Source organism: Coleofasciculus sp. H7-2 (assembly GCF_042747725.1).
Taxonomy (GTDB): domain Bacteria; phylum Cyanobacteriota; class Cyanobacteriia; order Cyanobacteriales; family FACHB-T130; genus FACHB-T130.
Window position 1 is genome coordinate 46,215 of sequence record NZ_JBHZGO010000024.1, and the last position, 19,906, is coordinate 66,120.

The following is a 19,906-nucleotide window of genomic DNA, read 5'->3' on the forward strand; positions in this document are numbered from 1 at the left end:
TTGAAACAAAGAAAACCAACCTCTTTTTCCACTCACAATCTTATCCATTTTCACCATGACAATGCGATGATTGGACGGATAGCGATCGCCCCATCAAAAGAAACGCGATCGCACCTCTTACAATTACCAAACAATGTGATGATTGGACGGATAGCGATCGCACTACCGAAAAAAAGGGCGATCGCCCCTCTTACAATTACCAAACAATGTGATGATTGGACGGAGAGCGATCGCACTACCAAAAAAAGTGCGATCGCTATCTGCGTTACAATAAAGGTAAAACTCATAAATTAGTCTTTCAAAAATTAACATGATGAACCTAGACTTGTCGCAGTCCGATCCATTCACCAACCTCAAAGTCACACTCCTGCTAGAAGCACTCACATCCGGGCAAGTTGCGGCATCTGTCAGAGAGTTTCCTGACTGTCGAGTGAAAGCAGAAACAAGAGAAGAGGCGATCGCACAAATTCAAGCTATCTTTTTAGAACGGCTAAAAAATATGGAAGCGATTTCATGGAACGTGCCGATTCAGACTTCAGAAGCAACCTGGAAAAAATTTGCAGGTGTCTTTAAAGACGATGCCGATTTTGCAGCAATTAGCTCGTCAATTCGCGCCGAACGAACCTCAGATGATGAATCGGAAGTCGATCCTTCCTATTACCTGTAGAGGTGTCTTTTGGTGTGTCAATATATTTTGGATACCGATTGCGTTTCACTGATTCTCTACAATCATCCCCAAGTTATCGCTAATGCGGCAAAGCATCAGTTTGCCATCACGATTATCACAGTTCAAGAACTCTTCAATGGCTGGGTTGTCAGAATTAACGATCCGTCCCAGGTGCATAACCTACCTGCACTCTATTCAAAACTTTGGACAACTGTAAAATATCTTCAAACTATTGAGGTACTAAACTTTACACCAGAAGCTGATACTTGTCTCAAAAAACTATTAAAAGATAACCCGCCCCTGCGGAAAAATCGCTTGCAAAAAGATATGCGTATTGCAGCGATTGCGTTGTCCATTGGTGCTATTATTGTCACCCGCAACCAACGAGACTTTGGTCAAGTTCCCGGATTTTCGTTCGCGCAGCGTGTGCGTAGCACGTATCGAAGATTGGACGTTGTAGGAGTACATTTGTGTAGGCGATGCGTAGCACGTTCGCGCAGCGTGCCGTAGGCAATCGCCCATCTTGTAGGTTTGGGTTAATGCAAGGAAACCCAACCTCTTTTTCCACTCACAATCTTATCCATTTCCACCATGACAATGCAATGATTGCACGGGTAGCGATCGCACAAGGCAAAACAAAGAGCGATCGCACCTCTCGTAGGTTGGGTTGAGGGACGAAACCCAACATTTATCGGCGTTAGTGTGGCTTTGGGAAAGAGCGATCGCACCCACAAAAGAAACAGCGATCGCCTTGAATTTTTTTACTTGGGAGCAAATAGCAAACACTGCAATGATTGTACTCCGAGAGCGATCGCACTTTATGCTTGACTCCAGCGATCGCCCCTTCAATCAATAGTTCTTTAAATTACTCTTTTCAGTTGCATTATTATCAATCCGTCTGGAGGAATTTACCCATCAACAACTACCAACCCCACCCCACATCGAGTTGCCGCTTCCGCTAAACGGGCATCAAGTGTTGCCATCGGCAATTCCAATCGTAGTGCTAAGTCTAAATATGCTGCATCATAAGCAGCTATTCCTTCTTGTCGTCCCAATGTTAAAGTGGACGAGAGTGCATGAGTATGTGTAGTGTCGTCAACGTGAATTAACAGTGACTGTAACAAAGCAATAGCTAGTTCGGATTGCTCAGTCGTCATGCGGTTGCGTCGTTCTGCAACCAGTAAAGTATTAGCAACTTCTAACGACCAAATGAGCGGTACAAATGCTTCAGAGTCCGGCATCATTGCAAGTAGTGCATTGGCATAATCGTCATTTTCATCCACTAAGCACCAATTGATTGCGACAGAACAATCCAATACAAACTGCATTAAAACCTGCGCCCCTCTTCAATCATTTCGCAGATTGATGTTTTATCCAACGCAACTTCTTGCCGCAGTTGTCGCATTTTGGCAATTGCTTCAGTAATTGATTTTTTAGTAGTCAGCTTTCCCCAAGCGTTATATTCTGGCTTAGTTTCCTCAGATGATAGCGGCTGTACAACTACCACTACCTCAACAAAAGTATCTTTAAGATCGGAGGGCATCTGGATTTGTAATATGCAATCTTCTCCAATATGCGATCGCAGCTTCATTGTTTCCATGTCAGACTCCAGAAAGTTTGAGCAATTGTACCTTACCTCATAGCAGAAGAGTGCGATCGCATCTCTCTCGTAGGTTGGGTTGAGGGACGAAACCCAACATTTATCGGCGTTAGTGTGGCTTTGGGAAAGAGCGATCGCACAAGGCAAAAGAAACAGCGATCGCCTTGAATTTTTTTACTTGGGAGCAAATACCAAGCACTGCAATGATTGTACTCCGAGAGCGATCGCACCTCAAAGCAAATACCCAGCAGTGCGATGATGATACGGTGAGCGATCTCTTGAGTCAAGCATAAAGAGCGATCGCCTCCAATCCAACTCTGAACCGTTACTGATTCATAGCAAGACAACTGGAATATACAATTGGAAATTCTCAAAATCTTCATCAGTGGTAAGAATCCTGTAGCCGCGACGATGAGCAACTGCACACAGCAGAAAATCAGTATTTGAACCCTGAACGCCATTGCTGCGACAAGTGTTGAAAAACTCTGCCGCTAGTTCATAGTCTTCAGATGTTAACTCTATGTCAGGAAAAGCACGAAGATAGTCTCGCAATCGGATGAACTGTTCCGCGTAGCGAATGCCAGAAAGCACTTCCTGACGAATCACTCCCAGTAAAACGACTCATCCATCTGCAATCAAGTCGCGCAGTATATTAACAGATTGCGATCTCATCATTTGGTGTGTTGCGCCGCAATGCCAGCGACCAAACAGAAGTATCAACAATAACATTCATATTGTTTGTCGCTGTTGCTTGTAGTTATACTCTTCCTCATAGTCAATAGTACCGAACAATTCCAATACTTTCAGTTGTTTGCGACGTTGGATGTACTCGCGTAAAGCGGCTTCGATCAATGCAGTGGCTGTTGGATGGCTACTCAAAGCAAGGGCTTCTTGAAGCAGGATTTGGTCTATTTGGAGGGGAGTCACCATGTGTTTTTCTCCTGAACGCTAATAGGTGTAATCTTAGCTCTATGGTAAGCGATCGCTAACCTTATACTGCGATCGCCCTTCCTTGTAAGTTAGTTTAACGCAAGGAAACCCAACCTCTTTTTTCACTCATAATCTTATCCATTTTCACCATAAGAATGCGATGCTTGTACTCAAACGCGATCGCTTGAGTCATGCATAAAGAGCGATCGCACCTACTACAATTACATGAATGAGAGATGCTTGCACAGGTAGCGATCGCACCCCATAACAGCTAGACATTGCTACATTTATTTTATGTTAAAATAAACAGGACTGAAACGGGCAATTCTCATGACTATTCGTGACATCGCGATCGGCAAATTGCAGCAACTTTCCGAACCACTGTTGCAAGAAGTGAGTGATTTTATCGATTTTGTTATCCACAAACATCTTGCCAAAACTGCTGACACTCAGCCTGACGCAAAGCTTGTTGAAGCATGGTCATAATGGTTTGAGGCTGTGGATAGCTTAGACATAACTACCGCAGAACCAGCCAGCGAATATCAGCATCTCCTGCTCAACAAGTATCAACAGCAGGGTCTAATGCTATGATTCTCTGCGATGCAAGAGTCTTACTTTGTTTGGTCGATTGCCTACGGCACGCTACGCGAACGCACTAAGCCCCAGCATAATGCTTACAGAGGTGCAGTTATGCGATTAGCAAAAGCTCTCGCCACAACTTGGTCATGCTTGACATAAGCCATGTAGATTGCTCTCAATCGTGGCAATTGGGTGATGCAAAAACAGTTAGGTAAACTTCTTTTGATGGTAGCCTTCCCATTAAGTTATTCAGGATAAATCGCGCCTGGTCTACCTCTACCAGTATCCTGACACCCCATATAGGTGCAGAGGAATGGGGAAAGCGATCGCCTATTTGTGCCAGTTGCTCCGATAGTTTTTCAGGTACTTCAATAGTGATTCTGGGCACGGTCGCACTTTGAGCAGTGTACGTTTTTGTGATAATTGTACCCGTAAGAAGCGCGATCGCGCTCTCTGGTTGCACTTTAATACTAATAGGCGCTCGCTCTAATTTCTCGCCTTTCTGTTTACCCTATTTCTAGCTACAACACCCTATTTAACATCTGCCCAAAGTATTGAGCATCTGTTTCGATAAGGTATTGCTTTTCTCTCTACTTTCTTAAGTTATCAGGAAGGGAGAATTGCTTCAATATTCTTTTGCACCTGCTCAATTTCCCGCCGCTTCTGGCATATCCAAGCTTTTTCTACATCGCATTTATCCACTATCTTTGCGTGTTCTCTTTCCTGAATTTCTAAACAAGCTTCGCAAGTTAAAATTGCTTGTCCAATAATTTCATCTATTAATTTTAATTTAAAGTGAAAAATTTGCTTTGAGATTACTGAATTTATCTGTTCAATAATCTTATCTACTATCTGTTTTTCCTCTTTTGGAAACTGCTTTTTACATTCCTCAAAAACTGCCTTTTTTATCTGATCGTAAATGCTATTGATACCAAATGTACTGGCACCAATAACTGCTGCCACTGCCCCTAAAGCTACAGCAGGTGTAAAAGACAATGCTACTACATATCCTAATAAACCTACTAATCCTCCTAATATCGTACCTATCAAATAATTGAGAAAATCACCACCAAAACCACCAGTGTAACTACTGGCAAAGCCCCCATATTCATCATTAAATCTTTTGTGAAATTTTTGCTCATCAATATTATTTTTTTTGTATAAAGATTTAATTTCATGATTAACCTCCTTATCTAAAATTTCCAGGTTATGCTTAACAATCTCCTTAATATTTTTATCTGTCCATTTATTTATCTCTTCCGAAAGTTCTCGGATGAATTGATTAAGGTAATCCGTTACTATACCCTTTTGATCTAAAATAAGATTTTTATCGGAATTCCATTGTTCAGATTTTTTTCGTAATGTTTCCTCCCACGAACCTTCTTTCACCCACTGTTTCCAAGCTTCACAAACTTCCTGCTTTACTTTATCCATCATTTTAGACATGAGTTTTTGAATTTGGATGCGGATTCTGATACCTTGTCCACTCACTTCACCAATTTGCTCTATAAGCTTTTGTTTTTCTACTTCAGAAGCTTTTATTTTGCAGTTCAAATCATTCTCTAATTCTTGAAGGATATTTAAACCACTTTCAATTATTACCTCAAGTGTTGTTGCAGATTGCTTAATTTCTACAAAGCCACGCTCAGATGTGAGAAAATTTTCGAGCGAACAATAAAATTCTTGAAATATCTTCAAATACTGCTTTTCACTTTTGCCAGGGCTAGCTTTTAGTGCAGAGATAAAATGAACGCGATTCTCACCCGCAATAATAGGGTTTTGACCATATACAAACTTTTCAACCACCTCTTTTACATCCTGTTTATCCTCTTCAGAATCTAGCTGATCCAGCTTATTGACTACTATGAAAAAGTTGTTCGCAGGTTCATTCTTACCTCCACAAAGTTGGTTTCTGAAATCATGAATTAGGTCACGTTCTCCCTGAGGCAAAATGTGTGATGCATTAGTTATAAAAATTACAGCATCAGTATCTTTGAGTAATTTTTGAGTAATAGCAGCACGGTGAGGATGTTCATTTAAACCGGGAGAATCTACAATCTCTACACCATTTTTACATAACTCTAAATCAGGATGCTCAAAAATAATCTCTTCTATCTCAGAACGCCCTAACTCATCACTGCGGTATTCACGCGCCGCCTCTTTAGAAATAGTTACTAAGACTTTATACTGCTCATAAGAGATATTTTCTTGTCGCCCATTTTTGTAATGGCATACAATCCGCTTCTGTAACCCATGTTTTAACACTGTGATTGTACGATTACAGGCAATCGCTCTTACGGGTTGTATGTCTTCACCTACAAGGGCATTGATTAATGTTGATTTTCCTCGGCTAAACTCCCCTACTACTGCTATACGAAATCTCTGAGATTGTAGTTTTTTAGATACCTTCCCTATTTTTGTTATCAAGGTAATAAATTGAGAATTATGCTGATTGCCTTCTTGAAATATCTTAAATAATTGATTGCAACTCTTATCTAGTTCTTTCCGAGATTTTTGAAACTCTGCCAAGGATGAGACACGACGCTGCTGGTTGCCCTGTAAGTTAGTCATCAGTTAATGGTTCCTTTTATCAGCATGAGTAATGCTACGATAGCTGCAACTAACCTTTATCCGCATCTGTAAATCTACCAAAAGTAATGATTTTTGAATTTTCTCCGGTAATACAGGCTGGTATCGCTGCTAGCAAATATGTGCAAGTCTTTACATCCGCAGGGGTGCCGATAGGTATGGCTAGAGATGCAACGACTGGGCAATTCGTTGCTCATGCTGTCGGTGCAGTAGTTAACAACAGCCCTTTGTCACCGCTGATAGCGCCGTTTCAGTTCGCTATGAGCGGGGCACGGATGTATCAAAAACACAGAGGATTTCAAGCTGTCCAGGCTAGCTTGGGAGTTCTCCAAGCGACTACAGCCGTTATTGGTGTTGGTGTAGCGGCTGGAGTTGTGCTGTCAGCGGTAAATCTTCATCAAACTTTGAAGCTGAGGGAAGACGTAAAGAAACTGAGGCTCGAAGTTAAAAACGGCTTTATTGACTTAAAAAAAGCTCTGAAAGACCAAGGAACCGAAATTATCCAACGGATTGACCAAGTTGCCGAAGATGTTGAGTTTAGACAACATCGCACAATTCTAGTTCAGGCTTATGGGCGTTTTCTGGAAGCGACTAAGCGAATGGAAATAGCTATGTCTTGTGAAGATGTAAGTATCAGAGATGCTGATCTAGCTAATGCCCGACAAACATTAGACTTAGCTTTAGCAGACTATAACAATCCTCGTCTATTCTCAGAAACCAGCGCTGCTGGAAAACTTCGCAGGATGGAATGTGCTTGGGCAATTGAACAAGCGATCGCCTTAACCTATCAGTTCCAGAATCAGCCAGCAGCTGTGAGTCATCAACTCTCGAATCTCCAAGAGACAATCTGTCAAGATTCCCTCAATGTTATTAATAGCTGTGAAACTGACGATGAGCTTGATTTTCTCTTTCCTGAAATCACCCGCATTCACAACCACGATTTGGCTGTACTAGAATCCTGGCAAAATCATATTGATTGGATGCGAAGTCTTCCACCTTCAGAACTAAAATTGCTCCAAAGTGCTGATTTTAGCAGTTCAGAAGTACCTGCTAGCACAGATACAACAGCCTTGGCAGTGCCTCCAGAACATTTACTGTATGAAAATTTAAAGGAAAAATCTCATTACTCATCCCTTCTCGATCAGCTTCAATTTATGATGCAGCCTGAGTTGCGTCGAGAGTCGGAATTTTATGTTAGTCAGCAAGCTGCGATCGCCGGTTATAAAACATTAGTTACATCAAATTTACAAAAAGCTTCAAATTTAGCTGTTGCTAATCTTTACTGGTATTTCAAAGTCAGAGATGAAGCGGAAGATGAGGCAGTAACGGCGTAAAAGTTAAATATAGGAAGGTGGCGATCGCAGCCGAATGGGAGAAGATGCGATCGCTTTTTAGAGCAAGTACCTTCACCAGAGATGCTTGCACACAAGCGCGATCTCCCCACCAAAACTCATAGCGATCGCACCTCAAAGCAAATACCCAGCAGTGCGATGATGATACGGTGAGCGATCGCTTGAGCTAAAAGAAACAGCGATCGCTTAGGTGCTATATTAGGTGATGCGTAAAGTAAGTGCTTTGAATGCCTACTAATGCCCAACTAAGAGGTTTATATCGTCTTAGCTATTGGCTAACGTATATTATGCTTGTGCCCATACATCTTGTCTGCATTGATGATCGAACAAGCAACCTGTATGTTTTGGCTGGAAATACTGAAAACCTTGAATTCCAGATTACTCCAAATGGGGAGGTGTTCTGATGAGTCAAGTTAACTATGCTGCTATGTCCGATAAGGAATTAAGACAATATTTTCTCAGACATCGTGAAGACAAGATGGCTCTTCGAGCCTATTTGGATAGGCTTAGTGAGCGCCCACGTCAGATTATTACGACCGTAGACGATCCCAACTTTGATGCCAAAATTCAAGCAGCAATTCTGCGGCAAATGCAAGCAGCAGATAATAACGGTGAAGCGGCAGTCTAAATCTACCAGTATCCTGACGCTTTTTATGGGTGCAGAGGAATCGGGAAGACGATCATCGTGCAACCCATAGCGATCGCATCTCAAAGCAAATAGCCAGCAGTGCGATGATGATATGGTGAGCGATCGCCTTCTCCATTCAAATACAGCAGTTTGCAAGTAAGTGAGTAAATTGCGCTGAAATCTTGGAGATCCCTCCTAACTCCCCTTAAAAAGGGGAGAAAATCTTCTTGCGTCCCCCAATTTATCGGGGGATTTAGGGGATCTCTAACCCATAGCGTTTGAAAAATCAATGGCAACAGTTTAAAAGCTACCAACTCATATTACGTGACAATCTGTATTCGTAATTATGATGCTTTAATTTCCCGAATCGCCCAGTCAATCACTTCTAAAAATTGCTTCGATATCAACTCATCCTTCAGTGCAGACAAGGGAATATACCAATTATAGGCATTAACAGAAATTGATTGACCTAGGACTGAATTTAAGCGGTTGAGGAGTTCAGTCTTTTTGGCTTCCAAGTTAAATGGAGGTTCGTATGCATAAATCTCAATCTTGCCACCAGTCCAAATTGTGAAAAACTTTCTATTTTCTCCCTGGTGACTGATTATTCTGGGAATAAGAGACCCTTCAAGTTTACCTTTACCCCAACTAACTTGCATTTTTTCACGATTTATCCAGTTGAAAACGCTTCTGGCAGCTTGAGCTACATCACTCCCTTTTTTTGCCTCTAATTCTTGAAAGAACAAAGACTCATTCCATTGCTTACTCTCATAATTTAGTAGATATGGCGTTAATTTTGCTGCGGCTGGTTGACCAATAATTCTAGGAACAAGAGTCCTTAAACCTTGACCAACGTATTGCTTAATTTCAACTGCCAATACTTCTGCTGGATTCATTTGTTTATTTAGAAACTCCACGATACGTTGAAGTTCAGGAGGAATCTTGTCAGCCACAAAGACTAGACGGACTTTGCCAGCTTGCAGATTTGTCTTGACCTTTTCCCAAAACTCAGATGGGTTAGCATCAGCACCTAGAAAATTGCTTAGTATCTGTTCAGAATCTTGACTTTTTACCTGACAATTAGCGTTAAACTGGGCAATAATTTTCTCAACAGGCCAATAAACCACTGCATTAGCAGCATAGTCGAGCATCTGTCCAGCTACTTCTCGGCGAATTTGAGTGTTGCAGCTGCGCTTGACTTCCACGAGAGTGGGAATTCCATCTTGGTCGAGAAATAAATGGTCGAGTGCCCATCGGTCGATACCATTTTCTTCACATGGCACGGGCATCTCCTCTGAAACTAACAGCCAACGTCTCGGTGCAGCACTGTTTATCTGGTCGCCAGCCAACAGACTCGGATAGTCGGCTAGCAGTTTTTGCAGCAAAGCTTCCGAGTCATAGGGCTGTTCGATCATTTCAACCAGCTGACCGTTGTCTTGAATTAGGTAGATAGCGCCAGTCATCAAAATTCCTTTGGGTTGACCTATTTAAGGTTCCTGTTTTCAAGGTTCGATGTTACATGGCGGCTCGATTCTGCCTGCGAACAGGCTGGTCTGTTTGTGACCATGCAATTTCCAAGCAACCGCCGCGTCATTCAACGGTGACGATGCGATCGCTTCCCACTCTCTGTGGCAACGAACCATTACCGCTGGCGTTCCTCACGGAATAGGCGCAAGATATAAGCTCCCGCCGGGGTTTCCCGCAACTCTTTAATTGCCGCTGCAATTTCATCGGGTAACTCATCTAAGTGGGGCAGACTCGCCCCATACTCCGCAGGCAGTACAGCCGGAGCCGCGAGACAGGCAAACGTGAGGTCTGCTGCCGAAAAGCGATCGCCAACTAAGTAGGAACGTCCATCAGCCAACCGCTCGTTGACGTTCTCGAAGATGCGCTTAATCTTGTCGTGGGCACTGGCTGACGATTCTGCCGTGATATTGTAAGCTCGTCGAGCCATCGCCCGAATCAACGGAAAGACAATTGGAAATAACGCCCGTTCAACAGGGGGTACACCATCGCACCACAGCCTCCGCATCAACTGGCGGTCGTCTAGCAGATAAAAATACGCCCAAAGACGGATGCTGGGACCGAGCTGCTTGTTAAACAAATCTTCGAGTTTTTCCACCTCGCGGCGCAGCTTGGGATCGGCTGGGTGAAGTTTTGCACTTTCAGCCGTCATGCCATCTAGATACTGCAAGATGTCCGAGGAATCGCTCAAAGTAACCGCTTGCGTCACCAGAACGGGAGTCGTTTGTCCGCCGCCACTTTTGCGGGTGGCTAGCCGATGAAAAAGCGGCATATGGCGTTCTTCAATGTAGGGAATCTCAAGCCGTTCTAATGCCCATCGGGCTTTTTCGCAGTAATGACTGACTGAGATGGTGATGAGTCGGGGAACATTTTCTGGCTGCTTTTGCATTTTTGCTAGATCGCGCGATGTGCAACTTTACAGTGTAATCCCCCCAATTGATCGGGGGCTAGGGGAATCGAACAAAGAGAGCAGTTCGCGTTTTGCTCCCCCAACCCCCATTTATCGGTAGGCTAAGAAAAAGTTGCACATCGCATTATATCTGACCTGCGAATACGCGCTCCGCTGGCCCTGTCATGTAAACTCGCTGGTCTATTTCCGACCAGGCGATTTCCAAACAGCCGCCGGGTAATTCAACGGTGGCGACGCGATCGCATCTCCCCGATAACACTCCAGCGACCACAGTTGCACAAGCACCCGTGCCGCAAGCTAAAGTTATCCCAGCGCCGCGTTCCCAGACCCGCATTTTCAGGTAATCTGGGCGCACCACTTGAATAAACTCGGTGTTAGTCCGCTTGGGAAAAACGGGATGATGCTCGAACTGAGGGCCAATGTTTTCTAAGGGAATCGCGGCAACATCCTCCACAAACGTGATGCAGTGAGGATTTCCCATGCTGACACAAGTCACCAACCAAGTAGAATCGGCCACTTCCAAAGGTTGAGCGATTACTTTCTCGTCAGCTGCACCAAGCGTCGTGGGAATTTCCGCTGCCAGTAGTCCCGGCATTCCCATATCGACGGTGACTTTACCATCCGGCTTGATTTGCGGTTTCATGACACCAGCCAGGGTATGAATGCGATATTGAGTTTCTTGAGTAGATTTTCCTTCTAAATCAGCGAGAAATTTGGCTAAACAGCGAATGCCATTACCGCACATTTCCGGTTCGGAACCATCGGAGTTGAAAATCCGCATGGTGTAGTCGGTGCCGTCTTGTCCCGGCATGGCAAAAATCACGCCGTTGGCACCGATACCGAAGTGGCGATCGCAAAACGTGACCGCTTGTTCAGGCGTTAGCCTGGGTTCTGATGAGGAACGATTGTCAATCAGAATGAAATCGTTTCCCAGTCCGTGATACTTAGTAAACTTAATTCCCATTTAGCAATCCTGCGATTAGCAATTTTCGATTAGCATAAACTATGTAATGGGTAATGGTTAATGGCAATCCTTCAATCCTTCAATCAGGCAATTAGCATTAGGAAAAATCTGGCATTATGACAACTGAACTGGAAACAGGCTTACCAAGCACTCGTCTAGTCCAAACATTTGTGAAAGATGGACAAAGGGTTGAACTGAAACTACTCACGAACGATGTACTCGTTGGTAAACTGCGTTGGCAAGATCAGAACTGTATTTGTCTACAAGATGAATCGGATCGGCAGACGCTGGTTTGGCGACACGCGATCGCTTATGTGAAGCCAAAATAATCGGGAATCACCTTTTCCCCAATTACCTTTATTCGCCTGTTCGCTGATTATCAGATGGAAAATACTCTGGCATCGCTTCGCTCACCGGCACATTGAGTGTAGACACCGGGAAAACAGGAGTTTCAGATTCGGGTGCCAACCACTGTTGCACTTGATTGAGGGGAAAACTGCCGCCGCATAAGAGCAGCTGATCGCCCGCTTGCAGCTCGGTGTCGCCCCCCGGAAAGCGGATGAACTTCCCATCTCGCCGAATCGCTTGCACTTGCACCCCGTACTGGCGGCGCATATGCAGTTCGGACAGAGGTTTACCGGCAACTGGGCTGGACTCTGGAACCTGCAACCACTGACAGGGAGCGGTTTCGCTAGGGATTGCCACTTCACCCTTTGCCAGTTGATTAAAGGCAGACTGTTCGTTTGATTCTCCCACCACCAAGAGGCGATCGCCTGCTTGCAGAGAAGTTTGCTTGTCTGGATAGTCCACTTCTTCCCCTCCATTTCGCCGAATTGCCATCAAAGTGACACCCGTCAATCGGCGCATATCCGTCTCCTGTAGCGTCATCCCAATCAGGGGAGAGTTGGGCGGTAGGGAATACCACTTGCTATTCATTTGGGCAGTGGCAATTTGTAAGTCATGAGCAATCTCCCAAGGCGATCGCTCTGGACGCAATGCTAGATAATGGCTATTGCGAATTTGCTGCATTTCCTTCTGGATCTGCCATGTCGGCAATCCACTACCAGCTAATAGATGCGCCGCCAGTTCCAAACTTGCTTCAAACTCCGGTTGCACCACCTCCCGCGCCCCCAGCTGATAAAGCAGTTCGATATCGTTGTTGTGGTTGGCGCGAACCACAATATCCAGATCCGGAGCCAATTCTAAGGCGCGTTTCAGGCAAAGGCGGGTACTCATCGGATCGGGAAGAGCGATCGCCATCCCCTTCGCCTTATCTACCCCCGCAGCTTCCAGCACGTGCAAACTCACCGCATTCCCATAAACATAAGAAACTTCTGCTTCTCTTAACTGCTGAATCCGACTTTCAGACTGGTCAATCACCACCACCGGATAGTTATGCTCCTGCACCAGTCTGACCAGATTTCGTCCCACCCCTCCATAGCCACAAACCACCACATGATTTTGCAAAGGCAAGTCTACCGCCACTTCCCGCGGGTCATCCACGGGATCTAGATACGGCTTCAGCCAAGGCAACTCCAACAATTTTGGCACCAGCCGCATCACAAAAGGCGTCAGTACCAGTGTCACCGCAGTCGTACCCAAAATCAGCAAGTAAACCCGGCGAGAAACCAGCCCCAAAGCTTGTCCCTCACTGGCAAGAACAAACGAAAATTCTCCAATTTGAGCTAACCCCAACCCAGCAATTACAGCAGTTTTCAAAGGATAACCAAACGCTCTGACAATCGGCGTCACAATTAAAAACTTGCCGACAAAAACCAGCAAAACTAGCCCCAGAATTAACTCTAGGTTGTTCCACAGGAAAATCGGGTCGATGAGCATCCCAATCGCCGCAAAAAACAGAGCCGCAAACACATCCCGCAACGGCTCCACATAACTCAGGGTTTGGTCGGCATATTCCACCTCCGAAATCATTAACCCGGCGACAAATGCCCCCATTTCAATCGAAAGCCCTAATGCCTCCGTGAGCAACGCAATCCCCAAACACAGCGCCACCACGCCCAACAGAAACAACTCCCGGCTTTCCGTTTGAGCGAGTAGGCGCAGCAAGGGAGGAATCAGCCAGATGCCTGCTGCCACAGCCCCAGCCGCAAATAATCCGATTTGTAACAGCGCTAAAGCCACAGCCTTGCCAATCGCTTCTGGCGGTTTATCCAGCGCTGGTAAGACAGCCAGCATCAATCCCAATGCCAGATCCTGTACCACCAAAATCCCCAGCATCACCTGAGCGTGAGGCGTCCCCGTCTCATTTCGCTCCATCAGACACTTGAGGACAACAGCGGTTGAAGACAAAGACAGAATTGCCCCCAGGAAGACACCCTTCGCCGGTAAGGTATCCCAAGCTCCGGCGACTCCACAGACTGCAACCGTGACCGCAATCGTCAGGGCAATCTGTAGTCCGCCTCCGCCCAAGGCGATCGCTTTAACTTTTTTCAGTTCCGCAAACGAAAACTCAACGCCCAAGGCGAACAACAAAAAGGCGACGCCAAATTGAGCCAGGGTTTCTATCTGAACCAATTCTTTAATCAGTCCCAACCCCGCAGGCCCAACGACGATTCCCCCCACGATATAGCCCAGTAACGCAGGTTGCCGCAGCAGCGCTACCACCACTCCACCGACGGCTGCTGCTGCCAGAACGGAGACTAAGTCAACAATCAGTCTAAAGTCTTCTTGCACAAGTTTCTTTTATGAGAACAAGTATAAAGGTATATAAACTTTAGGATACAGAGTTTTATGGACTGTGTTAGCGCCATTGCGTCAGGTTTTCCATCGGCAACTGGGATCAAATGATGGAAGGCGGTGGAAACAGTCCAGGCAAGGTGATAGTCTATCCGCTAGTAAATAAAGGTCATAGACGCTTTGTCAATTACTGGATCGGAGAAAATTGCCCGTGATGTCGCTTAAGACTCTGCTTCAATCTCGCCATGCCCGACGGCTGGTTTCTACACTCTTTTCCAGTCAAAAGTCCCAAGCGAACCGTAAAAACCAAGAATTGTTTCTGCTGCCTTTTGCCTTTTTAGTTTCTACTGCTTTGCCAGTTAGAGCTTTGCAGGTACAGGTGGCACCCACCAATCCCCAGCTTGGGGATACGCTATCGATCGTGATTCAGACAGACTCCGCTGGTTCGCAGAGTCCCACGGTTTCTCTCAAACAGAAGACTTACCCCGCATTTTCCCTCGGTCAAAATCGCTTTCGAGTCTTGCTGCCGACAACGCCTTTAGACAAGCCGGGAACGCTACAAATTCGGGTTGCCGGTGATAGGGAAGTCAAAAACCTGTCGCTGCCACTGCGAAATCGCAGCTTCCCCGTGCAACGGATTACGCTACCTCCAGGAAAAGCCGGACAATCAGCAACACAATTTGAACTCGATCGCGTGGCAGCTTTTAAAAAGTTGGTGACGCCGCAAAAGTTCTGGAATGGCCCCTTTCTCAAGCCTAACCGAGGCAGCATCACCAGTATTTACGGGGTTCGCCGTTACTACAATGGCAAATTTGCGAATGACTACTACCATCGCGGGGTTGACTACGCGGGTGGGTATGGTTCGCCGGTAACGGCACCGGCATCTGGAAGAGTGGCGCTGGTGGGACGGGTTGCTCAGGGTTTCCGAGTCCACGGGAATGTAATTGGGATAGATCACGGTCAAGGCGTCACCAGTATTTTTATGCACTTGAGCCGGATTGATGTGAAGGAAGGGGATTTTGTAAAAGCGGGACAGGTGATTGGGGCAATTGGTTCAACGGGGGCTTCAACTGGGCCTCACTTACATTGGGGATTGTATGTAAATGGTCTTTCCGTTGACCCAGTACCTTGGCGAACTCAAGGAGTTGAATGAGGGTTTTTGAAGTTTTGATGAATTTTTTTAGGTTTTAATGTATTTGGTGTTGTATTAAGGAAAGATTGTGGCAGGGTTGCGTCTGCTTGCACGAGATGGCGAAGCATTTTTCGATGCCTTCGACTACCCTACCGGGAGCCAGTGTAGGCTTTTCCTGAGCGAAAGCTTTGCGGACGGGGATTGTAGACAGTCATCTGTGCTACGCAAATGTTGAATAGCCTACTATGGGAAAAATCCCGAAAATTCCCACTGTCAAAGCAATTGTGTTGGTTCGACAACCGACTAATGTTAAGCCTGCGTAGTTTTGCGTATTTTGAGGCGCTGGTTATGCCAGGATAGATGAGTGGGCATGGGCGAAAAGACATCAACGCAGGTTTCGGTTTCGTTGAGGGCGTATAAACCCTCGAAAACGGGCAAGCACTTTTAGGGAAGCGGTAATCCCTGCCTCGCTTTCCTAGCCAACCAAAACAGTTTGGATGGGGTATCCAGCAGGATTTTTAGATGAGTATTGAAAAGATTGTTGAACAAGCCCTGCAGGATGGTTATCTGACGCCAGCTATGGAAGCAGAGGTGGGGCGCATCTGTGACACGGCTTCTGAGCTTTCGATTGAAGAATACATGGCTCTAGACCGTCTGATGGGCGCACTGTTAACTGGGGAAGTGGTTGCAGTTCCTCGAAAACAGTTCATCAATGTGATGGAAGAGTTGGTGCTGACGGAAGCGATCGCCAGAGTCGCAGAAATTGAGGCAACGAGCGATCGCGTTCTGGATGTCGGCGATATTGCCGCCTACGCGCTCAATCGCTTGCCTCCGCTGTATGCCACGACGGAGGAAGGTGCTAGCTATCAGCGAATGCGGGCAAAGGATGAACTCCAAGAGCTGATTACCCAGCAAGTGAGTGAAGCGATCGCCCGGAATCTGGATCGTCCCGAATTTTTCCCAGAACGGCAAGCTCTCAGCAAAGCTAACGACAGCGACGTGTTCAAGCAGGTGAGTTCCTTACTACAAACCTACGCACCCAGCTTTGAACCCCAATCCAGTAACTATAGAAACGAATAATGGGCAATCGATAACTCTTCCGGGCTACCTGCGAACCAGCACTAGCGTCCCTTTAGCGACCAGAGGATACAGCATCCGAATATCTTGATTTCGCATTCGCAAGCAGCCGTGGGAGACTGCTTGCCCGATCAGGTGTTCTTCGTTGGTGCCGTGAAACCCAATTTGATGACGCCCATCCGACCAAAAGCCAATCCAGCGATCGCCTAAGGGATTATGATTGGCTCCAGATGGGATGACTTCACCCGTGATCGGTTGACGCCACGCCGGATTTTGGTTCATTTGCAAAACTTGGAACGAACCCGTGGGCGTTTCCCAACCCAACTGCCCCACCGCCACGGGGTAACTGGCTTGCAGCCGATCGTTACGGTAAATATAAACCAGGCGATCGCTTAAATCGACAACGAGATGCGATTCCCTTGCAAATACCGCCTGAGCGATTTGGGGCACTGAATATTCCCGATCGATTGAGCGGCTAAACTTTGAAGAGCGATTGTTTCTCCACAAGTCTCCAAGCTTCCTTACTGCCAAATTGCCAACATTGCCCTGACTCTCAATCGGGGAAGCCAACGTCAACCTTGAAAAACTTGTCCGCCAAGAAACTGAGAACAACACCACCGCTGTTCCAAAACAAATTAGCATCAAGCTCCCTTGGAGCGACTCATCTCTTGGCATAGCGGTATGAGCTTAAGAATGATTACGGGTCAAAATAACCAGCTGTAGAGCATCATCGTCGTGGGTAATCATCCGGGGTCAATGGCAACTGACAACTCACCACCAACCCCGGACAAAAGAGATCAATTTCTTGACTCAATCGTGGCTGCTAAACCTTTAGAGTTGAGCATTTGCTGCATTTCCAAAGCGCGATCGCGGGTGCTAAAAGCTCCCGCCTGCATCACCGTCCGACCGTTGGAGAGCGTGCGGAAGGCATCGGGTGCGAGCGATCGCACTAAAGCCTCTTGGCGCGAATTCTGGGCATCCACCACAACCCGATAACGCAAACCTAGAGCCGGTTGACTACCCCCAGCTCGGCGGGGCGTCCCGCTCCCGCTAGCAGTCCGACTGTTGCCGATATTCCCCAAAGGGACATCAGGGTTTGGCACTGGCAGCAAATCTGAGGACGCCGAAGCTGGGAGAGGCTCCTGTGGTGCTACCCCGAAGTCCAGAGTCCGGGGTAAAACAGGCGACGGTAGCGCCGGTAATGTGGAAGCTGACGACGGTAGCGCCGGTAATGTGTTAGACGCTCTGGGCTTTGGGGAAGTCGGCAGCGGCGACCTGGCAACGGTCGGACGGTCGGGAATTCCTAAGGGTGTCGTTCGGGGAAAAGGCGATATCGGTAAAGGAGATGACGCTCTAGGCTGCTGGGGCGGCTGCAACGTCGGTAATCCGTAAGCTGACGTTCTCCGTGGCTGAGAGGTTGGGGCTGGCGGCTGAACGGGAATTCCGATCCCGGTGCTGTCGGTGGGTGCCGATTGTACTGGAGCTAAAATCGCTAGATTCGGGCGTGGGAGTAGCGGCAATTGAGAATTCCCATTCCCCGCCAGTGGCTGAATCGGTGTCAGGGCTTCCTGTGGTGGCAGGGAAGCGGTGGGAAGCGGTTTCAGAAGACCGCTGGCTACGGGAGCGTCTGCAAGCGGGGTGGGCTGGCTTGCCATGCCCGTCAGGTCAATGCGTCCTTCCGTTTTGGCAGCGATCTGATTGCCAAAGGCAGGAATCACTTGGCTCGAAGCCTTGGTGTTAATGTCCAATAGACCATTGGCACGAAAAATATTGCCTCCCGGTTCGCCAGCAGTTCCTAAATCGGGACGGGCTTGGGAAATTGCCACCAACCCATAGCGAGAGTTGTTTTCAATAATATTATTCCGGAGAACGGGTGTTGCCTTGGTTTCTACGACGACCCCATCTTTGTTGCCACTGATGCGATTAGCAATTAGCTGCGGGGCAGCATTATGACCCACACTAATGCCAAATCCCGTATTTTCAAACACATTCTCCCGCACTTCCGGTCGGGAAGTCCCGTAAATCGTCATCCCATTGCCCCCGTTTTCAGAGAAGTAGTTGTTGCGAATGATGGGGGCACTGTTGCCAGTGACGGCAATTCCATCGTGGTTACTTCCCGTAAAGGTGTTATCCACCACCATCAAATTGGTGGATTCAATCCAAAGACCGTAACCTCGTGGATTCGGATTGGTTACGGTGACGCCCATCAGCCCTGCCTGATTTGCCCCAGCGATCGCTATATTTTGACCGCCAAAGAAGCGACTGAGAAACTGACCGCCGCCGAGTATGACAATATTCTCACCTTTGCTGGGGCGATCGCCCTGAATCGTTACACCGGCTTTTAGTCTTAAAGGAAAGGTTTCACCCGTCTCGGTGCTGTAGGTGCCTGGTGCCAGTACGATGGCGGTATTGGGCTGAGCTACCTGCAAGGCATGAGTAATGGTTTGGAACGGTGCCTGCTCGTCTCCAGTACCATTGCTGTCATTTCCCGCAGAGGGGTTGACATACAACCGATTCATTTGTGACATCTGCCCATCCGGGGGAACCTGAGCCACAGTAGACTCTGCCTTGATTGCCGTAACGTCTAGGCACGGTGTTGCGATCGCAGTCACTAATCCTAGGAAAATGCTACAGGTACGAACAGACGGGCGGCATTTTCCGACTAGGGCATTCAATTGACGATTGTGGGGGCATCTCAAACTCACGGATCTACTCCTCTCAAGTTGGCACTGCAATATCGGGAAAGGCTGATGGAAGAAAGCACCTAGTTTTAGTCCATGCACACCTATTCTGGTATAGAGGCTACCCGTCTGTTTACATTTCTTACATTTTTAAAAAGACCCCAACAGCTAACAGCTCATCAACCTGAGTATCCTCTTCAAAGTGAGGAATTCGGTGGGCATCACAAAAGAAAATTCTGTGGGGGCATTCTTTGAATGATAATACTGCTGTTAAACGCTCTTAAATAGGTAGGTACAAAAAACTAGAAAAAAGTAGGCTAAAGACTTGGGATAAGGACGCTGCTTGCTCCTAACCCATAGACGAAACGCCACTGACTTAGTTCACAACCCGCACGATATCAGCAATGTTCGTTTTGCTCAACCTCGTTAATCCCCGCATTCTATTTTTTATTCAGTCGGATAAAATATATGGGGCAATTGAGACAATTTGGCTGGTACGTGCTACCCTGTTACCTCAAATATTTCGGAAATTAGGGGAACTAGACTGCTACGATGAAAAATAATGGAGTGGTTGCG

General features: G+C 46.6%; 28 protein-coding genes and 1 pseudogene. 13 read left to right on the top strand and 16 right to left on the bottom strand.

The window, feature by feature from the left end; genetic code table 11:
* Positions 1 to 50: 50 nt before the first annotated feature.
* Positions 51 to 287: a hypothetical protein gene (locus tag ACFW2W_RS05080; protein WP_378174197.1), complete on the bottom strand. Its 237-nt coding sequence runs from the start codon at positions 285 to 287 to the stop codon at positions 51 to 53.
* A 23-nt stretch (positions 288 to 310) separates the two neighbouring features.
* Here ACFW2W_RS05080 and ACFW2W_RS05085 point away from each other — a divergent pair, with 23 nt between their 5' ends.
* The 4 genes from ACFW2W_RS05085 to ACFW2W_RS05100 are packed head-to-tail and all read left to right on the top strand — an operon-like array spanning position 311 to position 1,523.
* Positions 311 to 667 carry a hypothetical protein gene (locus ACFW2W_RS05085; RefSeq protein WP_378174200.1) on the top strand — a complete coding sequence of 119 codons (357 nt, stop codon included), beginning with the start codon at positions 311 to 313 and terminating at the stop codon, positions 665 to 667.
* A 12-nt stretch (positions 668 to 679) separates the two neighbouring features.
* Positions 680 to 1,177: a type II toxin-antitoxin system VapC family toxin gene (locus tag ACFW2W_RS05090; RefSeq protein ID WP_378174624.1), complete on the top strand. Its 498-nt coding sequence runs from the start codon at positions 680 to 682 to the stop codon at positions 1,175 to 1,177.
* A 29-nt stretch (positions 1,178 to 1,206) separates the two neighbouring features.
* The gene (locus ACFW2W_RS05095; RefSeq protein WP_378174203.1) at positions 1,207 to 1,338 is read left to right on the top strand and encodes a hypothetical protein; all 132 of its coding nucleotides are present in this window, start codon (positions 1,207 to 1,209) and stop codon (positions 1,336 to 1,338) included.
* The gene (locus ACFW2W_RS05100) at positions 1,335 to 1,523 is read left to right on the top strand and encodes a hypothetical protein (protein ID WP_378174204.1); all 189 of its coding nucleotides are present in this window, start codon (positions 1,335 to 1,337) and stop codon (positions 1,521 to 1,523) included. The genes ACFW2W_RS05095 and ACFW2W_RS05100 overlap by 4 nt, the downstream gene beginning before the upstream one ends.
* Positions 1,524 to 1,575: 52 nt before the next feature.
* Here ACFW2W_RS05100 and ACFW2W_RS05105 read toward each other — a convergent pair whose 3' ends face one another.
* The 5 genes and pseudogenes from ACFW2W_RS05105 to ACFW2W_RS05125 all read right to left on the bottom strand — a co-directional run bounded on the left by ACFW2W_RS05105 (position 1,576) and on the right by ACFW2W_RS05125 (position 3,197).
* Positions 1,576 to 1,995 carry a type II toxin-antitoxin system VapC family toxin gene (locus ACFW2W_RS05105; protein ID WP_378174206.1) on the bottom strand — a complete coding sequence of 140 codons (420 nt, stop codon included), beginning with the start codon at positions 1,993 to 1,995 and terminating at the stop codon, positions 1,576 to 1,578.
* A complete protein-coding gene (locus tag ACFW2W_RS05110; protein WP_378174209.1) occupies positions 1,995 to 2,267 on the bottom strand; it encodes a hypothetical protein in 273 nt (90 codons plus the stop codon). The genes ACFW2W_RS05105 and ACFW2W_RS05110 overlap by 1 nt, the downstream gene beginning before the upstream one ends.
* Before the next feature lie 32 nt (positions 2,268 to 2,299).
* Positions 2,300 to 2,614, bottom strand: a complete 315-nt coding sequence (locus ACFW2W_RS05115; protein WP_378174212.1) for a hypothetical protein — start codon at positions 2,612 to 2,614, stop codon at positions 2,300 to 2,302.
* Positions 2,601 to 3,000: pseudogene (locus ACFW2W_RS05120) on the bottom strand (PIN domain-containing protein). Before ACFW2W_RS05120 ends, ACFW2W_RS05115 begins: the two are co-directional and overlap by 14 nt.
* Positions 2,997 to 3,197: a type II toxin-antitoxin system VapB family antitoxin gene (locus ACFW2W_RS05125; protein ID WP_378174214.1), complete on the bottom strand. Its 201-nt coding sequence runs from the start codon at positions 3,195 to 3,197 to the stop codon at positions 2,997 to 2,999. Before ACFW2W_RS05125 ends, ACFW2W_RS05120 begins: the two are co-directional and overlap by 4 nt.
* A gap of 330 nt (positions 3,198 to 3,527) precedes the next feature.
* Between ACFW2W_RS05125 and ACFW2W_RS05130 the strand changes: the two genes are divergently transcribed.
* Together ACFW2W_RS05130 and ACFW2W_RS05135 are read left to right on the top strand one after the other, a co-directional pair.
* On the top strand, positions 3,528 to 3,683 hold the full coding sequence (locus ACFW2W_RS05130; protein WP_378174217.1) for a DUF2281 domain-containing protein: 156 nt from the start codon (positions 3,528 to 3,530) through the stop codon (positions 3,681 to 3,683).
* Positions 3,684 to 3,797: 114 nt separating this feature from the next.
* Complete coding sequence (locus ACFW2W_RS05135) at positions 3,798 to 3,935, top strand: hypothetical protein (protein ID WP_378174220.1); 138 nt, start codon at positions 3,798 to 3,800, stop codon at positions 3,933 to 3,935.
* Between the two features lie 16 nt (positions 3,936 to 3,951).
* Here ACFW2W_RS05135 and ACFW2W_RS05140 read toward each other — a convergent pair whose 3' ends face one another.
* Together ACFW2W_RS05140 and ACFW2W_RS05145 are read right to left on the bottom strand one after the other, a co-directional pair.
* Entirely contained in the window at positions 3,952 to 4,239 is a 288-nt protein-coding gene (locus ACFW2W_RS05140; protein WP_378174222.1) for a hypothetical protein, read from the bottom strand.
* Positions 4,240 to 4,382: 143 nt separating this feature from the next.
* Complete coding sequence (locus tag ACFW2W_RS05145; RefSeq protein WP_378174225.1) at positions 4,383 to 6,347, bottom strand: dynamin family protein; 1,965 nt, start codon at positions 6,345 to 6,347, stop codon at positions 4,383 to 4,385.
* Positions 6,348 to 6,433: 86 nt separating this feature from the next.
* Here ACFW2W_RS05145 and ACFW2W_RS05150 point away from each other — a divergent pair, with 86 nt between their 5' ends.
* The gene (locus tag ACFW2W_RS05150; RefSeq protein ID WP_378174228.1) at positions 6,434 to 7,699 is read left to right on the top strand and encodes a hypothetical protein; all 1,266 of its coding nucleotides are present in this window, start codon (positions 6,434 to 6,436) and stop codon (positions 7,697 to 7,699) included.
* A 116-nt stretch (positions 7,700 to 7,815) separates the two neighbouring features.
* On the opposite strand, the gene ACFW2W_RS05155 is transcribed toward ACFW2W_RS05150, so the two are convergent.
* Positions 7,816 to 7,962, bottom strand: coding sequence for a hypothetical protein (locus ACFW2W_RS05155; RefSeq protein ID WP_378174657.1), 147 nt, complete (start codon positions 7,960 to 7,962; stop codon positions 7,816 to 7,818).
* Here ACFW2W_RS05155 and ACFW2W_RS05160 point away from each other — a divergent pair.
* Together ACFW2W_RS05160 and ACFW2W_RS05165 are read left to right on the top strand one after the other, a co-directional pair.
* Positions 7,945 to 8,121 (top strand): DUF6888 family protein, encoded by a 177-nt coding sequence (locus tag ACFW2W_RS05160; protein WP_378174231.1) that lies wholly within the window; start codon positions 7,945 to 7,947, stop codon positions 8,119 to 8,121. The genes ACFW2W_RS05155 and ACFW2W_RS05160 overlap by 18 nt on opposite strands.
* The gene (locus tag ACFW2W_RS05165; RefSeq protein WP_378174234.1) at positions 8,121 to 8,345 is read left to right on the top strand and encodes a DUF6887 family protein; all 225 of its coding nucleotides are present in this window, start codon (positions 8,121 to 8,123) and stop codon (positions 8,343 to 8,345) included. The genes ACFW2W_RS05160 and ACFW2W_RS05165 overlap by 1 nt, the downstream gene beginning before the upstream one ends.
* 344 nt (positions 8,346 to 8,689) lie before the next feature.
* On the opposite strand, the gene ACFW2W_RS05170 is transcribed toward ACFW2W_RS05165, so the two are convergent.
* From ACFW2W_RS05170 to dapF, 4 genes are all read right to left on the bottom strand, one after another.
* Positions 8,690 to 9,808: a hypothetical protein gene (locus tag ACFW2W_RS05170; RefSeq protein WP_378174237.1), complete on the bottom strand. Its 1,119-nt coding sequence runs from the start codon at positions 9,806 to 9,808 to the stop codon at positions 8,690 to 8,692.
* Between the two features lie 39 nt (positions 9,809 to 9,847).
* On the bottom strand, positions 9,848 to 9,988 hold the full coding sequence (locus ACFW2W_RS05175) for a hypothetical protein (RefSeq protein WP_378174239.1): 141 nt from the start codon (positions 9,986 to 9,988) through the stop codon (positions 9,848 to 9,850).
* Positions 9,988 to 10,758 (bottom strand): glutathione S-transferase family protein, encoded by a 771-nt coding sequence (locus ACFW2W_RS05180; protein ID WP_378174242.1) that lies wholly within the window; start codon positions 10,756 to 10,758, stop codon positions 9,988 to 9,990. Before ACFW2W_RS05180 ends, ACFW2W_RS05175 begins: the two co-directional genes overlap by 1 nt.
* A 145-nt stretch (positions 10,759 to 10,903) precedes the next feature.
* Positions 10,904 to 11,743 carry a diaminopimelate epimerase gene (gene dapF / locus ACFW2W_RS05185; protein WP_378174244.1) on the bottom strand — a complete coding sequence of 280 codons (840 nt, stop codon included), beginning with the start codon at positions 11,741 to 11,743 and terminating at the stop codon, positions 10,904 to 10,906.
* A gap of 116 nt (positions 11,744 to 11,859) precedes the next feature.
* Between dapF and ACFW2W_RS05190 the strand changes: the two genes are divergently transcribed.
* A complete protein-coding gene (locus tag ACFW2W_RS05190) occupies positions 11,860 to 12,072 on the top strand; it encodes an RNA-binding protein hfq (protein WP_378174247.1) in 213 nt (70 codons plus the stop codon).
* A 28-nt stretch (positions 12,073 to 12,100) separates the two neighbouring features.
* On the opposite strand, the gene ACFW2W_RS05195 is transcribed toward ACFW2W_RS05190, so the two are convergent.
* Complete coding sequence (locus ACFW2W_RS05195; protein ID WP_378174250.1) at positions 12,101 to 14,437, bottom strand: cation:proton antiporter; 2,337 nt, start codon at positions 14,435 to 14,437, stop codon at positions 12,101 to 12,103.
* 217 nt (positions 14,438 to 14,654) lie between these two features.
* On the opposite strand from ACFW2W_RS05195, the gene ACFW2W_RS05200 reads away from it, so the two are divergent.
* Together ACFW2W_RS05200 and ACFW2W_RS05205 are read left to right on the top strand one after the other, a co-directional pair.
* A complete protein-coding gene (locus ACFW2W_RS05200; RefSeq protein ID WP_378174253.1) occupies positions 14,655 to 15,593 on the top strand; it encodes a M23 family metallopeptidase in 939 nt (312 codons plus the stop codon).
* Between the two features lie 501 nt (positions 15,594 to 16,094).
* The gene (locus tag ACFW2W_RS05205; RefSeq protein ID WP_190816154.1) at positions 16,095 to 16,652 is read left to right on the top strand and encodes a late competence development ComFB family protein; all 558 of its coding nucleotides are present in this window, start codon (positions 16,095 to 16,097) and stop codon (positions 16,650 to 16,652) included.
* Positions 16,653 to 16,676: 24 nt separating this feature from the next.
* On the opposite strand, the gene ACFW2W_RS05210 is transcribed toward ACFW2W_RS05205, so the two are convergent.
* Both ACFW2W_RS05210 and ACFW2W_RS05215 read right to left on the bottom strand, forming a co-directional pair.
* Positions 16,677 to 17,324: a L,D-transpeptidase gene (locus tag ACFW2W_RS05210; protein ID WP_378174257.1), complete on the bottom strand. Its 648-nt coding sequence runs from the start codon at positions 17,322 to 17,324 to the stop codon at positions 16,677 to 16,679.
* A 122-nt stretch (positions 17,325 to 17,446) separates the two neighbouring features.
* A complete protein-coding gene (locus ACFW2W_RS05215) occupies positions 17,447 to 19,354 on the bottom strand; it encodes a DUF1565 domain-containing protein (protein ID WP_378174260.1) in 1,908 nt (635 codons plus the stop codon).
* Positions 19,355 to 19,734: 380 nt separating this feature from the next.
* On the opposite strand from ACFW2W_RS05215, the gene ACFW2W_RS05220 reads away from it, so the two are divergent.
* Positions 19,735 to 19,893: a hypothetical protein gene (locus tag ACFW2W_RS05220; RefSeq protein ID WP_378174262.1), complete on the top strand. Its 159-nt coding sequence runs from the start codon at positions 19,735 to 19,737 to the stop codon at positions 19,891 to 19,893.
* The last annotated feature ends 13 nt before the right edge of the window (positions 19,894 to 19,906 follow it).

Bases quoted from the DNA above. Each gene is read 5' to 3' on its own strand.
- ACFW2W_RS05080 (WP_378174197.1), bottom strand. From the start codon at position 287: ATGAGTTTTACCTTTATTGTAACGCAGATAGCGATCGCACTTTTTTTG.
- ACFW2W_RS05085 (WP_378174200.1), top strand. From the start codon at position 311: ATGATGAACCTAGACTTGTCGCAGTCCGATCCATTCACCAACCTCAAA.
- ACFW2W_RS05095 (WP_378174203.1), top strand. From the start codon at position 1,207: ATGCAAGGAAACCCAACCTCTTTTTCCACTCACAATCTTATCCATTTC.
- ACFW2W_RS05105 (WP_378174206.1), bottom strand. From the start codon at position 1,995: ATGCAGTTTGTATTGGATTGTTCTGTCGCAATCAATTGGTGCTTAGTG.
- ACFW2W_RS05110 (WP_378174209.1), bottom strand. From the start codon at position 2,267: ATGGAAACAATGAAGCTGCGATCGCATATTGGAGAAGATTGCATATTA.
- ACFW2W_RS05125 (WP_378174214.1), bottom strand. From the start codon at position 3,197: ATGGTGACTCCCCTCCAAATAGACCAAATCCTGCTTCAAGAAGCCCTT.
- ACFW2W_RS05130 (WP_378174217.1), top strand. From the start codon at position 3,528: ATGACTATTCGTGACATCGCGATCGGCAAATTGCAGCAACTTTCCGAA.
- ACFW2W_RS05135 (WP_378174220.1), top strand. From the start codon at position 3,798: ATGCAAGAGTCTTACTTTGTTTGGTCGATTGCCTACGGCACGCTACGC.
- ACFW2W_RS05145 (WP_378174225.1), bottom strand. From the start codon at position 6,347: ATGACTAACTTACAGGGCAACCAGCAGCGTCGTGTCTCATCCTTGGCA.
- ACFW2W_RS05150 (WP_378174228.1), top strand. From the start codon at position 6,434: ATGATTTTTGAATTTTCTCCGGTAATACAGGCTGGTATCGCTGCTAGC.
- ACFW2W_RS05160 (WP_378174231.1), top strand. From the start codon at position 7,945: ATGCCTACTAATGCCCAACTAAGAGGTTTATATCGTCTTAGCTATTGG.
- ACFW2W_RS05165 (WP_378174234.1), top strand. From the start codon at position 8,121: ATGAGTCAAGTTAACTATGCTGCTATGTCCGATAAGGAATTAAGACAA.
- ACFW2W_RS05170 (WP_378174237.1), bottom strand. From the start codon at position 9,808: ATGACTGGCGCTATCTACCTAATTCAAGACAACGGTCAGCTGGTTGAA.
- ACFW2W_RS05175 (WP_378174239.1), bottom strand. From the start codon at position 9,988: ATGGTTCGTTGCCACAGAGAGTGGGAAGCGATCGCATCGTCACCGTTG.
- ACFW2W_RS05180 (WP_378174242.1), bottom strand. From the start codon at position 10,758: ATGCAAAAGCAGCCAGAAAATGTTCCCCGACTCATCACCATCTCAGTC.
- dapF (WP_378174244.1), bottom strand. From the start codon at position 11,743: ATGGGAATTAAGTTTACTAAGTATCACGGACTGGGAAACGATTTCATT.
- ACFW2W_RS05190 (WP_378174247.1), top strand. From the start codon at position 11,860: ATGACAACTGAACTGGAAACAGGCTTACCAAGCACTCGTCTAGTCCAA.
- ACFW2W_RS05200 (WP_378174253.1), top strand. From the start codon at position 14,655: ATGTCGCTTAAGACTCTGCTTCAATCTCGCCATGCCCGACGGCTGGTT.
- ACFW2W_RS05205 (WP_190816154.1), top strand. From the start codon at position 16,095: ATGAGTATTGAAAAGATTGTTGAACAAGCCCTGCAGGATGGTTATCTG.
- ACFW2W_RS05210 (WP_378174257.1), bottom strand. From the start codon at position 17,324: ATGCCAAGAGATGAGTCGCTCCAAGGGAGCTTGATGCTAATTTGTTTT.
- ACFW2W_RS05220 (WP_378174262.1), top strand. From the start codon at position 19,735: ATGTTCGTTTTGCTCAACCTCGTTAATCCCCGCATTCTATTTTTTATT.